The sequence below is a fragment of the Pantoea sp. SGAir0430 genome (genome assembly GCF_043549295.1).
On record NZ_CP039427.1, the window covers coordinates 1635258 to 1648916 of the forward strand.

Below are 13659 nucleotides of genomic sequence, written 5' to 3' on the forward strand. Positions count from 1 at the left end.
GACTCCTTACCTGTAGCGAATAGCCGGGTTGATCGCCGCGTAAAGCATATCGACGATCAGGTTAATCAGAATGAACTCCAGCGAGAACAGCAGCACCTCGGCCTGAATCACCGGGTAATCGCGCATCTCCACCGAATCCACCAGCAGACGGCCCAGTCCGGGCCAGTTAAACACCACTTCCACCACAATCGAGCCGCCGAGCAGAAAGCCGAACTGCAGCCCCATCATGGTGACCACCGGAATCATGGCATTGCGCAGCCCATGTTTGACCACCACCAGCGATTCGCGCACCCCTTTGGCCCGCGCGGTGCGCATATAATCTTCCTGCATCACCTCAACGAACGAAGCGCGGGTAAAGCGCGCCATCACCGCGGCCACGGCGGCACCGAGCGTAATCGACGGCAGAATGTAGTGCTGCCAGCTGTCGGCGCCCACCGTTGGCAGCCAGCCGAGCTCGACCGAAAAGACCTGCATCAGCAGCATACCCAGCGCAAACGCCGGAAAGGAGATGCCGGAAACCGCCAGCGTCATGCCGATGCGGTCCGGCCAGCGATTGCGCCATACCGCCGAAACGATGCCGATCGCCATGCCAAACAGTACCGCCCACACCATGCTGCTCAGCGTCAGCCACAGAGTAGGAAAAAAGCGCGCGGCAATTTCAGCAGAGACCGGCCGCTTTGACACCATCGACTGACCAAAATCACCCTGCAAAGCATTGAGGATAAAGTGCCAGAACTGCTGAATCAGCGGCTGATCGAGCCCCAGTTCCTGACGCACCAGCGCCACCACTGAGGCATCCGCTTCCGGTCCGGCAATCAGGCGCGCCGGGTCGCCCGGCAGCAGATGCACGAACAGGAACACCAGCACTGCGACAATCAGCAGCGTGGGAATCAGCCCGAGCAGGCGTTTAAGAAAATAGTTGAGCATGCGAAATCCCGCGCAGCATCGGCCAGCCCCGTAAGGCTGGCCGCATCTGTTACTTCAGATCCGCCTCATCAAAATTGAATGAGGTATCGGGCATGACGTAAAAACCGGTCAGGTTTTTATTGTTCGCAGACAGCAGCTGCTCCACCACCAGCGGAATCCACGGGTGATCGTTCCAGATGCGGTCCTGCGCGTCTTTATACAGTCTGGCTTTCTGGTCGCGATCGGTGGTCTTCAGCGCATCCGCCAGATCTTTATCCACCTGCGGGTTGCTGTAGAACGCGGTGTTGAAGATCGCCGGTGGCCACGAGCTGGTGGCGAACAGCGGCGTCAGCGCCCAGTCGGCTTCGCCGGTGGAGGCTGACCAGCCGGTGTAGAACATGCGCACCCCGCTCTCTTTCTGCCCTTTACTCTCCACTTCCGCCGCGCGCTGGCCGGCATCCATCGCCGTGACTTTCACCTTCACACCCACCTGCGCCAGCTGCTGCTGGGTGAACTGCAGCACTTTCTGCGCGGTGCTGTGGTTATGCGATGACCACAGCGTGGTTTCGAAACCGTTCGGGTAGCCCGCTTCCTTCAGCAACTCGCGCGCTTTGGCCGGATCGTATTTGATGGCCGGATAGCTCTGGGCAAAATCAATGCGCGGCGGCACGATGCCGGTAGCTGGCGTGGCGTAACCGGCAAAGGCCACTTTGGCCAGCGCCTGGCGATTGATGGCGTACTCCAGCGCTTCACGCACTTTCGGGTTATCGAACGGCTTTTGTGTCACGTTGAGGCTAATGTAACGCTGCATGATCGATGGTGTGGTCACCACATCCAGCTTGCTATTGCCCTGCAACAGTTTGGCCTGCTCTAACGGCACCGGGAAGGCAAAGCTGGCCTCGCCGGTTTGCAGCATCGCCGCGCGGGTGTTGTTGTCCACCACCGGGCGCCAGGTAATGCTGTCGAGTTTTGGATAGCCCGGTTTCCAGTAGCCCGACCACTTTTTCACTTTGACAAAGTCGGTCTGGTTCCAGGTGTCAAAGGTATAAGGTCCGGTGCCTACCGGATGGAAACCGATGTCCTTGCCATATTTTTTCAGCGCGGTTGGCGAGATCATCACCGCAGCCGGGTGTGCCAGATTGTTGATAAACGCTGAGAACGGCTGCTTCAGGGTAATTTTCACCGTGGACGGATCGACCACTTCGGTGGTGGCGATATATTTAAACAGGTTATAGCGCTTGAGATGGTTGTCCGGATTGCTGGCGCGGTCGAGGTTGACCTTCACCGCTTCAGCATTGAAATCCGTGCCATCCTGGAATTTCACGCCCGGACGCAGTTTGATGGTATAAGTCAGCCCATCGCTGCTGGCCTGATAGCTTTCAGCCAGCACGTTGACCAGCTTCATGTCTTTATCGAAGCCGAACAGGCCCTGATAGAAAGACTTGGCCACCGCCTGCGACAGCGTGTCGTTGGCGTCGTACGGATCCAGCGTGGTGAAGGTCGACGCCACGGCAATCACCGCATCTTTGGCCGCCCAGGCGGGCAGCGCCAGCGCCGAACTCAACAACCCGGCAGTGATAACCCCTTTTCGCATGATATGGTGCATCGTTATCGTTCTCCTGTAGTCCCTGTCTTGCGCGCCCTGCACAGAGGGCGCGGTTGGTTGCTGCTCAGGCGCCGCTAATGGCATGGCGGGCGACAAAATGGCCCGGCGCCACTTCCAGTAACGGTGCCACTTCCGGCTCATCACCCAGCGGGCGAATCGGGCTGGGGATCTCATCGACCATCAGCGCCCGCTCGCGGTGCCGATGCGCCGGATCGGCCACCGGCACCGCGGCCATCAGTTTTTTGGTATAAGGATGGCGCGGCTGTTCGAACACCGCCTGACGCGGTCCCATCTCCACAATCTGCCCGAGATACATCACCGCCACGCGATGGCTGATGCGCTCCACCACCGCCATGTCGTGCGAAATAAACAGGAAGGCGATGCCAAATTCACGCTGTAAATCCAGCATCAAATTGATGATCTGCGCCTGGATCGACACATCCAGCGCGGAGACGGACTCGTCGGCGATCACCACTTTAGGATTGAGCGCCAGCGCGCGTGCGATGCAGATACGCTGGCGCTGACCGCCAGAAAACTCGTGCGGGTAGCGCTGCGCGTGTTCGGGTAGCAGACCGACGCGTTCCAGCAGCCAGGCGACGCGTTTCTCTGCCTGCGCGCGCCCCATGCTGCGATGCACCAGCAGCGGCTCCATAATTGAAAAGCCGACGGTAAGGCGCGGATCGAGCGACGCATACGGATCCTGAAAGATAAACTGAATATCGCGGCGCAGCGTGGCCAGCGCCCTGCCCTGCAGTGCATCAATGCGCTGGCCGTCAAAGGTGATGCTGCCGCCCTGGCTGGCGACCAGCCGCAGCAGCGAGCGTCCGGTGGTAGATTTGCCGCAGCCGGACTCGCCCACCAGCGCGAGGGTTTCGCCTGCATAAAGATCGAAACTGACTTTTTCCACCGCGTGGACGCGACGCTTAACCCGATTGAGCAGCCCGCCGCGAATATCAAAGCGCGTAACCAGATCGCGCACCTGTAAAATCGGCGGACGATCGTGACGCACGGTATCCTGCGGCGTGCTGGCTTCTTCGCGGCCGTTGGTATGCAGCAGCGGAAACTTCGCCGGCAGCGGCTGGCCACTCATCGCCCCGAGCTTTGGCACGGCCGCCAGCAGCGCGCGGGTATACGGCTGCTGCGGCGCGTCGAACAACTGCTGCACCGGCGCGCGCTCAACCACATCGCCGCGATACATCACCTGCACGCGATCGGCCATCTCCGCCACCACGCCCATATCATGGGTAATAAAGATGACGCCCATCTGCATCTCTTTTTGCAGCACGCGAATCAGCTGCAGAATCTGCGCCTGGATGGTGACATCCAGCGCGGTGGTCGGCTCATCGGCAATCAGCAGCGCCGGCTTGCACGACAGCGCCATGGCGATCATCACGCGCTGGCGCATACCGCCAGAGAGCTGATGCGGATAGCGCGACAGCACATTGTGCGCTTCCGGAATGCGCACCAGATCCAGCATGCGTCGCGCTTCGGCCTGCGCCTGCTGGTGACTTTTCCCCTGATGCAAACGAATAGATTCGGCGATCTGTTCACCGACGGTGAACACCGGGTTGAGCGACGTCATCGGCTCCTGAAAGATCATCGCCATGTCCGCACCGCGCACCCGGCGCATCTGGCTGGCGGACGCCCGCATCACATCCAGCACCTCGCCGTTGCGCCGCCGCAGCAGGATTTCACCGCTGACCGCGCCGCCGGCCTGTGCAATCAGACGCATCAGCGCCAGCGACGTGACCGATTTGCCTGAACCCGATTCGCCCACCAGCGCCAGCGTCTCGCCGCGGTGCAGATCGAGCGAAAGCTGGCGCACCGCTTCCGTCACGCGCCCTTCATGCTCAAAGCGCACGCAGAGGTCGCGTACCGCCAGCACCTGCTGCGGCGCAAACTGCTGCTGTAGATCCGTCATGCCTGCTCCTTAGCTGTCGCGGTAAATCGCCACCTCAACCTCGCCGCCCACATAAGCGAATCCGCGGTACATGCCTTCGCTGTTAAACGGCAGCGCCACGTTGCCGTGGGCATCAACGGCTATCAGCCCGCCGCTGCCCTCCAGCTCCTGCACTTTGTCATGAATCACGCTGGCGGTGGCCTGTTGCAGCGAACGACCGCCATATTCCATCTGCGCTGAGACATCGTAAGCCGCCAGCGTACGAATAAACACTTCGCCGGTACCGGTACAGGAGACCGCCACGGTGGCGTTGTTGGCATAGCAGCCGGCGCCCGCCAGCGGTGAATCGCCGACGCGGCCCGCCTGCTTGTTGGTCATGCCGCCGGTGGAGGTGGCGGCCGCCAGATTACCCTGCAAATCGAGCGCCACCGCGCCCACGGTGCCAAATTTGCGATCCGGGTCCAGCGGATCGCTCCCCTGCGCCGCGCCATCATGATCCAGCAGCATTTGTTCGCTGCCCAGCGCGCGCTGCAGTTGCTCCCAGCGTTCTGGCGTCGAGAAGAAATCAGGCTCGACCGGCGTCAGCCCCTGTTGCGCGGCAAAGGCTTCCGCCCCGCTGCCAATAAAGAGCACGTGCGGACTGGCTTCCAGCACTTTACGCGCGGCAAGAATCGGATTGCGGATACGGCTGACGCCAGCGACGGCGCCAATATCCAGCGTACGGCCATCCATCAGGCTGGCATCCAGTTCATGGGTGCCCTGATGGGTGAACACGGCACCTCTGCCGGCATTGAACAGCGGGCACTCTTCCAGCAGCCGTACCGCTTCGGTCACGGCATCCAGCGCGCTTCCGCCGCTGGCCAGAATCTGCTGGCCGGCGCTGACAATCGCGGCCAGTTGCTGACGATAGTGCTGCTCTTTTTCGGCGCTCATTGCCGCACGCGTAATCGCGCCGGCGCCGCCGTGAATTGCGATAACTGCTTTAGCCATAACCGTTACCCTGTCAAGGAATCAGAGCCAAAAACACTGATTTAGAATGGTTTTCATCTTTTTTTGGCAATTTTCGACTATAGAAAGCCCCTCCCTGCTTGTAAAGCAGAAAGTGTATCAGCGGTCATAACCTTTTAATGTGGATTATGCTTTTTTGTCGCATGTGACTCAGCGGACAAATGCCACCATAATAGGCAGCATTCGCCTTTAACCCGACAGAGATGGACATGGAACCTTTTACCGCCGGACTGATTTCCCTTGAAGACGCGCAGCAGAAAATGCTGCAGCAGCTGCAACCGATTAGCGATTGCCTGAGCGTCGCGCTGGCCGATGCCGCCGGGCGCATTACCGCGAAGCCGGTGATTTCGCCGCTGGACGTGCCGCCGTTCGATAACTCTGCGATGGACGGCTACGCGCTGCGCCTGAGCGACCTGTCCGCTGACCGCGTGTTGCCGGTAGCGGGCAAAGCGTTTGCCGGCGCCCCGTTTAATGGCGAGCGGCCAGCCGGCAGCGTGATTCGCATCATGACCGGCGCACCCGTCCCGGCCGGCTGCGACGCCGTGGTGATGCAGGAGCAAACCGAACCGCGTGACGGCGGCATTGTTATCACCGCGCCAGTGCGTGCCGGGCAAAATATTCGCCGCATCGGGGAGGATATTCAGGCCGGTAAGCAGGTACTGGATGCCGGCGTGCGGCTCGGTGCGGCAGAGCTGCCGCTGCTGGCGTCGCTGGGTATTGCGGAGGTCAGTGTGCTGCGTAAGCTGCGCGTGGCCATTTTCTCCACCGGTGACGAACTGCAGGCGGTGGGCCAGCCGCTGGCTGAAGGCCAGATTTATGACACCAACCGCTTCACCGTGGCGCTGATGCTGCGCAAACTTGGCTGCGAGGTGATCGACCTCGGCGTGATCGCTGACGATCCTGCGAAGCTGCGCCAGGCCTTCAGCGAAGCCGACCGCCAGGCCGATGTGGTGATCAGCACCGGCGGCGTGTCAGTGGGCGAGGCGGATTTCACCAAAGCGATGCTCGAAGAGCTGGGCGCGATTACCTTCTGGAAGCTGGCGATCAAGCCCGGTAAGCCGTTTGCCTTTGGCCGTCTGGCCAACAGCTGGTTCTGCGGGTTGCCGGGCAATCCGGTGTCGGCAGCCGTGACCTTCTATCAGCTGGTGCAGCCGCTGCTGGCCACGCTGACCGGCCAGACCACGCGCATCATGCCGTTGCGCCAGCGCGCGCGCGCAACGCAGCGTCTGAAGAAAGCGCCGGGCCGGCTCGATTTTCAGCGCGGCATCCTCAGTCGCGGCGATGATGGCGTACTGGAAGTGCGCAGCACCGGTGCGCAGGGCTCGCACGTGTTCAGTTCCTTTGCGCTGGCCGACTGCTTTATTGTGCTGGAGCGCGATCGCGGTGACGTTGAGCCGGGCGAATGGGTTGATGTCGAGGCCTTCAACAGCCTGCTGGAGGGCTAATGCACACAGAGCTGAGCGATGAAGAGATGCTGCGCTACAACCGGCAGATTGTGCTGCGCGGCTTCGATTTCGACGGCCAGGAACGGCTAAAAGCCTCACGGGTGCTTATCGTTGGCCTGGGCGGACTGGGCTGTGCCGCCGCGCCCTATCTTGCCGCCGCCGGCGTCGGCCATCTGACGCTGCTGGATTTCGATCGCGTCAGCCTGAGTAATCTGCAACGCCAGATTCTGCACAACGATGCGCGCATCGGCATGGCAAAAGTCGCCTCGGCCCGTCAGCAGCTGGCGGCACTCAATCCGCACTGCACGCTGGAGCCGATCGATGCGCAGCTGGATGAAGCCGCGCTCGGCGAACTGATCGCGCGTCACGATGCGGTGCTGGACTGCAGCGACAATGTCACCACGCGCGAACAGGTGAACCGCGGATGTTTTCAGCATCGGGTGCCGCTGATCTCCGGCGCCGCCATCCGCATGGAAGGCCAGCTCAGCGTGTTTACCTGGCAGCCCGGCGAGCCCTGCTACCGCTGCATCAGCCGCCTGTTCGGCGAGCAGACGCTGAGCTGTGTCGAAGCCGGCGTAATGGCTCCGCTGGTCGGCGTGGTAGGTGCGATGCAGGCGATGGAAACGCTGAAGGTGCTGAGCGCCTTTGGCCAGCCGGCCAGCACGCGACTGCTGATGTACGATGCGATGAGCGCCGAGTTTCGTAGCCTGAAAGTGGCGCAGGATGCGCAATGTGAAGTGTGTGGCCAGCGTGAGGAATAACGTCAGGGCGTGACATAAGCGTCAGGTATTGCTGAGCGGCGCAATTTATCAGGCGATAAGTTGCGCCGCTGATGAGGGCGGCTGCTAAACGGCTACGCCGTTAGACGATGCCCTGGCTGCGCAGGTAATCTTCGTAGTTGCCGGTGAAGTCAACGATGCGATCGCCTTTCATCTCGATCACGCGCGTCGCCAGCGAGCTGACGAACTCACGGTCGTGCGAGACGAAAATCAGCGTGCCTTCGTACATCTCCAGCGCCATGTTCAGTGACTCGATCGACTCCATATCCAGGTGGTTGGTCGGTTCGTCCATCACCAGGATGTTTGGCTTCTGCATCATCAGCTTGCCAAACAGCATGCGGCCCTTCTCACCACCGGACAGCACTTTTGCTGGCTTCTTGATGTCGTCGTGGCTGAACAGCAGACGACCAAGAATACTGCGCACCGCCTGCTCGTCGTCGCCTTCCTGCTTCCACTGGCTCATCCAGTCGAACACGCTCAGGTCGTCAGCAAAATCTTCGGCGTGATCCTGCGCGTAGTAACCAATGCGCGCATTCTCCGACCATTTCACCGTGCCGCTATCCGGCTGCAGTTCGCCGACCAGCGTTTTCAGCAGCGTGGATTTACCAATACCGTTGGCGCCGAGGATGGCCAGTTTCTCACCCACTTCCAGCAGCAGGTTAAGATTTTTAAACAGCGGGCCGTTATCAAATCCTTTGGTCAGCGCTTCCACTTCCAGCGCATTACGGAACAGCTTTTTATCCTGCTCGAAACGAATATACGGGTTCTGACGGCTGGAGGCTTTTACCTCATCCAGTTTGATTTTATCAATCTGCTTCGCGCGCGAAGTGGCCTGACGCGATTTTGAGGCGTTGGCGCTAAAGCGGCTAACGAAGGATTGCAGATCGGCAATTTGCGCTTTCTTCTTGGCGTTATCCGCTAATAAACGCTCGCGCGCCTGGGTCGCCGCCGTCATATATTCGTCATAATTGCCGGGATAAACACGCAGCTCACCGTAATCCAGATCCGCCATGTGCGTACACACCATATTCAGGAAGTGACGGTCATGCGAAATGATGATCATGGTACTGTCACGTTCGTTAAGCACCTGCTCCAGCCAGCGAATGGTGTCAATATCCAGGTTGTTGGTCGGTTCGTCGAGTAACAAAATATCCGGGTTAGCAAATAATGCCTGCGCCAGCAGCACACGCAATTTCCAGCCTGGGGCAATTTCACTCATCGGACCGTAATGCTGCTCCACCGGAATGCCCACGCCGAGTAATAATTCTCCGGCGCGTGATTCGGCACTGTAACCGTCCATTTCACCGTAGGCGACCTCAAGATCGGCGACTTTATAGCCTTCCTCTTCGCTCATTTCCGGCAATGCATATATGCGATCGCGCTCCTGCTTCACCGCCCACAATTCCTGGTGACCCATAATCACGGTATCCAGCACGCTATATTGCTCGAAAGCAAACTGATCCTGGCGAAGCTTACCGATGCGCTCATTGGGGTCGAGGGAAACATTTCCGTTAGTCGGAACCAGGTCGCCGCCCAGTATTTTCATGAAGGTCGATTTACCGCTGCCGTTCGCACCGATTAAACCGTAACGATTACCGCCGCCAAATTTAACGGAGATATTCTCAAACAGTGGCTTACTGCCGAACTGCATAGTGATATTGCTGGAAACTAACACGGCATTGACCTTTGTTACGCAGTGGAGGAAAAAACAGCGGGCATTATGCCAGAAGCGGCCTGGATGAGCCACCTCTGCACCCGGATACGCAGAGGCAAGGCGGAGAACACCTTGTTGCCAGAGGTAAAATAATTGCGACCGTGCCGGACAGGTTATCCACGGCGCGGGAAATGACCCGCCGCCCGTACCCGGAGCGAGGCCAATAAAAAAGCCGGAGACGCTGACGCCTCCGGCTCCCGCTTACAAGGATTGTGCAGATTATTTGATCAGGAAGCTGTCGAGGCTTTTACCTGCATCCAGCGCTTTTTTAATCGCAGCTGGGGTACGGCCCTGACCGGTCCATGATTTCTCTTCACCGTTTTCGTCGGTGTAAGAATATTTCGCCGGACGCGGCGCACGCTTGGCGCGTTTTTTACCGGTTTCCAGTGCACCCAGTAATTCGTTCGGGTCGATACCGTCTGCCAGCAGCATTTCACGGTATTTAGACAGCTTCTCTTCTTTTTCGCGGTTCTGCGCTTCTTCCGCTTCAACTTCGTCGCGGCGCTCAGTCACCACGACGGTTAATTTTTCCAGAATTTCTTCCAGATCGCTCAGTGGCAGTTCACGAGCCTGTGCACGTAATGTGCGAATGTTGTTCAGAACTTTAAATGCGTCACTCATCACAATGTCCTTGCTTAAGGGGGTTAAATAAACTGTAGTGGCAAGATTACCCAATTCAAATAAAAAAATAAATTAATTTTGCAGACCGGATTAATCCGAATGGATTAGCATATTCCTGGCAGGCGCGTTTAAACCAATGTGCGGCGTGAATTAACGGTGAATTAACATCAGCGGTTCAGTACCACCGGCTGGAACTGGAATCGATTTCATTGCTTATTCACGCGTAGGAAACAAGCGTTTAGCGCTTATTGTGCGCTGAGGCAGTAGTCAGCATAAAGGTAAAAAAACATTAATAGTGTAAGTAAAATCCGTTTTTAACGCGGATGGCATTAGCGTCACAGATGCGAGCAATATCTCATTTTGCCATTAAATAAATAAAAAAAGGCCGGTTGTTCACCGGCCATCATGCAAAAATCGTATGTCTGTGGTTATCCGCTTTTCTTCACTGCCGGTCGCAATACCTGGGGCACCGACGCATCAGACAGCCGGTCGTGCAAATAATGTTCAATCTGCTCCAGCGAACGATGGCGTGTTTCCGGTACCCAGCGAATAACAAAAATCGCGCCGCCTATGCCAATCAGCGCGAAAATAAAGAACGCGCCGGATAAGCCAACCGACGCCAGCAGAACCGGGAACAGCAGAGAAATAAGAAAATTGGCGATCCACAACGCAAATACCGCGCCGCCCATAAAAATACCGCGTAACCGTGTGGGGAAAATTTCTGACAGCAGCAGCCAGGTGACCGGTGATAACGCGCCCTGCTGGAAACTCAGAAACATCAGCATACCCAGCAGCACCATATAACTGCGCAAGATATCCGGCTGACCGTTAACTGTTTCCGGCATCAGGTAACTGACGGTGCCAATAAACACCAGACAGGCGGTACAACCAAACTGACCTATCATCGTCATGGTGCGGCGACCGATGCGCCCCAGCAGCCAGATCCCCACAAAGGTCATTAATACCGATACCGCGCCATTGGCAATGGTGGCAAACAGCGCAGCGTCATTGCTCATCCCCACCGCTTTCAGCATGGTCGGCGCGTAGTACATGATGGTATTCACGCCGGTCAGTTGCTGGATGGCGGCAATACCGATACCGATCAGGAACAGTTTGATCAGCCATGGCTGGCGCAGTTCCCGCAGACGCGGACGCTGCTGTTGCTCGTCCGACAGCGTCTCTTCGATCTCCATCATCTCCCACTCAACGTCTTCGCGCGCGCGGGTGCGTTCCAGAACCTTGCGCGCCTCAGCGAGACGGCCTTTCATGGCATACCAGCGCGGCGTGTCCGGCATAAACATCATCCCGAACCACAGCAGCACCGCCGGCAGCGTGGCGACCGCCAGCATCCAGCGCCAGGTCGTGTCGCCCCCCCAGGCCGCGTTGAAGCCGGCGTTCGACATATAGGCCAGCATCTGGCCGGAAACGATCATCAGCTCCTGCATGGTCACCAGCTGACCCCGTTTGTTGGCCGGTGCCATTTCGGCGATATACACCGGTACGGTGGCGGACGCACCGCCCACGGCCACGCCAAGGACCAGGCGGAAGAAAATCATCCAGCTGACATCGGGTGCCAGTGCGGTACCCAGCGCGCCGAGCGCAAAAATAATCGCCAGTACCAGAATAATTTTTCTCCGCCCGACCGCGGCGGCAAAGTGACCGGAAGCCAGTGCGCCAAACGCCGCGCCGAACAGCAGACTGCTGGTCACCAGCCCGGTGGTAAATGGGGTGAGATGCAGATCGTCGCCCATGAATAACAGTGCGCCGGAGATCACGCCGGTATCGTAGCCAAACAGCAAACCACCGAGGGTGGCAATCAGCGCAATGACTTTCACAAAAGGCTCGGTGCGCGTGCTGCTGTTTGGACCTGATGCCGGATTGGGCGTCATCCAGGTTTCGCGGGACATAACCAACTCCTTTCCTGAGATAAGAAGCCTTAAAATAGATTATTTCCACCACAATAAATAAATATGAAATTTAAATTTTGCGCCACGGGTCATTACCTTTGCCTTTAATTGAGATAATGATCACACAACCTGATTCAGGGCGCAGAGAAGGCAGTGCAAATTTTGCACAACAAACAAAAGGGAGAATATTTATTTCAAGGAAGGCGCTGACCGCACGCAGTGAATGCGGTCAGCGATGGCAGATTAATTGACTGCGGTGGCCGGACCAAAGACGTCATAGTCCGGCAGCGTCACCTGCTGATACGGCTCCCAGCCGCCGCCCAGCGCTTTATACAGCGCTACCAGGTCCAGCGCGCTTTGCATGCGCGCCTGGGTGGATTGCGCCTGCGACTGCGCCAGCTGGCGCTGGGCATCCAGCACCTCAAGGAAGGTGGAGATGCCCTGTTTGTAACTGTCACTGGCGAGGTCAAAGGCGCGCTGCAGTGCGCCGGTAGTCTCATCCAGCGCGGTAACCTGTTGCTGATCGGCGCGGTAGCTGACCAGCGCATTTTCCACATCCTGCAGCGCCGTCAGTACCGTCTGGCGATAATCGAGCGCCGCGCTCGCCTGCTGCGCGCGCGCCAGTTTCACGCTGGAAACCAGACGTCCGCCCTGAAAAATCGGGATCGACAGCGCCGGGCCGACGCTGAAGAAGTGGCTGCTCCAGTCGTCAAGGTAGCTGGCATCGGTGTTGCGCACGCCCAGCTGCCCGGTAAGCGACAGGCTGGGGAACAGGTTCGCGACCGATACGCCGATATTGGCGGTCTGCGCATGCAGATTCGCTTCGGCCTGGCGGATATCCGGACGACGACGCGCCAGCGTCGAGGGAATGCCCACCGCCACCAGCTTCGGCAACGCCGGCAGCGCTTTGCTGCTCATCAGTTCGTTATCCAGTGCGCCCGGCGTTTTGCCCAGCAGCACTGCCAGCCCGTTCATCGCCTGACGTTCCTGGGCCTGATACTGTGGCAGCTGCGCGTTAAGGGAGGCCAGCTGCGCACGGGCATTCTCAACGTCGGTGAGCGGCGCCAGACCGTTACGCTGCTGGCTTTGCGTCAGCTCCCAGGTTTGCTGCGCCACGTTGATTTGCTGTTGCAGCGTTGCCAGCACCGCCTGCGCGCCGCGCAGCTGCAGATACGCGCGCGCGACCTCGGCTTCCAGCGACACCAGCGCATCGTTACGCTGCTCAATCGCCGCCTGCTGCTGCGCGTCCGCCATCTCCATCTGGCGTCGTACTTTGCCCCATAAATCCAGTTCCCAGCTGGCGTCGAAGCTGCCCTGATACAGCGTGACCGAATGGGTCAGGCCGTTGAGCTGATCCGCCACGTCATCATCCACCTGATCGTACACCCCGTTGGATTTCAGCATGCCTTTCAGGCCGAGCTGCTGACGCGTCACTTTGGCCGAGCCGTTAAGCGACGGGAACAGCCCGCCACGTGCCTGCGCCAGCTGTTCGCGCGCACCGGCGATGCGCAGCACCGACTGTTGCAGCGTCAGGTTGCCAGCGATGGCGCGCTCAATCAGGCTATCGAGCTGCGGGTCGTTAAAGCTTTTCCACCACGAAGGATTGGTCGCGGACGCCAGCGGTTTTGAAGCTTCCTGAGAGGGCAAATCACGGTAGCTACCGGGCGTGTGCGCCTGCGGCGGCTGATAATCGGGCCCGACGGCACAACCCACCAGCAGCATGGACAGCGCCAGCAGCGTCAGCGACGGCGTAACGCGCGAAGAGGTGATCAT

The 13659-nt window shown here is 58.8% G+C and carries 10 protein-coding genes; 2 read left to right on the top strand and 8 right to left on the bottom strand.

Annotated elements, in window-relative coordinates; all coding sequences use genetic code 11:
* Positions 1-6: 6 nt before the first annotated feature.
* The 4 genes from gsiC to E7738_RS07920 form a co-directional block, all read right to left on the bottom strand.
* The gene (gene gsiC, locus E7738_RS07905; RefSeq protein WP_058769519.1) at positions 7-927 is read right to left on the bottom strand and encodes a glutathione ABC transporter permease GsiC; all 921 of its coding nucleotides are present in this window, start codon (positions 925-927) and stop codon (positions 7-9) included.
* Positions 928-976: 49 nt separating this feature from the next.
* The gene (gene gsiB, locus E7738_RS07910) at positions 977-2512 is read right to left on the bottom strand and encodes a glutathione ABC transporter substrate-binding protein GsiB (RefSeq protein WP_058757797.1); all 1536 of its coding nucleotides are present in this window, start codon (positions 2510-2512) and stop codon (positions 977-979) included.
* A gap of 64 nt (positions 2513-2576) precedes the next feature.
* Positions 2577-4433, bottom strand: a complete 1857-nt coding sequence (gene gsiA / locus E7738_RS07915) for a glutathione ABC transporter ATP-binding protein GsiA (RefSeq protein WP_394516265.1) — start codon at positions 4431-4433, stop codon at positions 2577-2579.
* Between the two features lie 9 nt (positions 4434-4442).
* Positions 4443-5402, bottom strand: coding sequence for an isoaspartyl peptidase/L-asparaginase family protein (locus E7738_RS07920; RefSeq protein WP_058769516.1), 960 nt, complete (start codon positions 5400-5402; stop codon positions 4443-4445).
* Between the two features lie 227 nt (positions 5403-5629).
* On the opposite strand from E7738_RS07920, the gene moeA reads away from it, so the two are divergent.
* Entirely contained in the window at positions 5630-6865 is a 1236-nt protein-coding gene (moeA, locus tag E7738_RS07925) for a molybdopterin molybdotransferase MoeA (RefSeq protein ID WP_394516266.1), read from the top strand.
* Positions 6865-7626, top strand: coding sequence for a molybdopterin-synthase adenylyltransferase MoeB (gene moeB, locus E7738_RS07930; RefSeq protein ID WP_104187027.1), 762 nt, complete (start codon positions 6865-6867; stop codon positions 7624-7626). Before moeA ends, moeB begins: the two co-directional genes overlap by 1 nt.
* A 100-nt stretch (positions 7627-7726) precedes the next feature.
* Here moeB and E7738_RS07935 read toward each other — a convergent pair whose 3' ends face one another.
* The 4 genes from E7738_RS07935 to E7738_RS07950 all read right to left on the bottom strand — a co-directional run bounded on the left by E7738_RS07935 (position 7727) and on the right by E7738_RS07950 (position 13659).
* Complete coding sequence (locus E7738_RS07935) at positions 7727-9319, bottom strand: ABC-F family ATPase (RefSeq protein WP_031279866.1); 1593 nt, start codon at positions 9317-9319, stop codon at positions 7727-7729.
* Positions 9320-9577: 258 nt separating this feature from the next.
* Positions 9578-9979, bottom strand: coding sequence for an H-NS family histone-like protein (locus E7738_RS07940; RefSeq protein ID WP_021508409.1), 402 nt, complete (start codon positions 9977-9979; stop codon positions 9578-9580).
* A 428-nt stretch (positions 9980-10407) separates the two neighbouring features.
* On the bottom strand, positions 10408-11886 hold the full coding sequence (locus E7738_RS07945; RefSeq protein WP_058780836.1) for a sugar porter family MFS transporter: 1479 nt from the start codon (positions 11884-11886) through the stop codon (positions 10408-10410).
* Between the two features lie 243 nt (positions 11887-12129).
* Positions 12130-13659, bottom strand: a complete 1530-nt coding sequence (locus tag E7738_RS07950; RefSeq protein WP_394516267.1) for an efflux transporter outer membrane subunit — start codon at positions 13657-13659, stop codon at positions 12130-12132.

Coding starts and splice junctions, on each gene's coding strand:
- gsiC (WP_058769519.1), bottom strand. CDS start 927: ATGCTCAACTATTTTCTTAAACGCCTGCTCGGGCTGATTCCCACGCTG.
- gsiB (WP_058757797.1), bottom strand. CDS start 2,512: ATGCACCATATCATGCGAAAAGGGGTTATCACTGCCGGGTTGTTGAGT.
- gsiA (WP_394516265.1), bottom strand. CDS start 4,433: ATGACGGATCTACAGCAGCAGTTTGCGCCGCAGCAGGTGCTGGCGGTA.
- E7738_RS07920 (WP_058769516.1), bottom strand. CDS start 5,402: ATGGCTAAAGCAGTTATCGCAATTCACGGCGGCGCCGGCGCGATTACG.
- moeA (WP_394516266.1), top strand. CDS start 5,630: ATGGAACCTTTTACCGCCGGACTGATTTCCCTTGAAGACGCGCAGCAG.
- moeB (WP_104187027.1), top strand. CDS start 6,865: ATGCACACAGAGCTGAGCGATGAAGAGATGCTGCGCTACAACCGGCAG.
- E7738_RS07940 (WP_021508409.1), bottom strand. CDS start 9,979: ATGAGTGACGCATTTAAAGTTCTGAACAACATTCGCACATTACGTGCA.
- E7738_RS07945 (WP_058780836.1), bottom strand. CDS start 11,886: ATGTCCCGCGAAACCTGGATGACGCCCAATCCGGCATCAGGTCCAAAC.
- E7738_RS07950 (WP_394516267.1), bottom strand. CDS start 13,659: ATGATCACCTCTTCGCGCGTTACGCCGTCGCTGACGCTGCTGGCGCTG.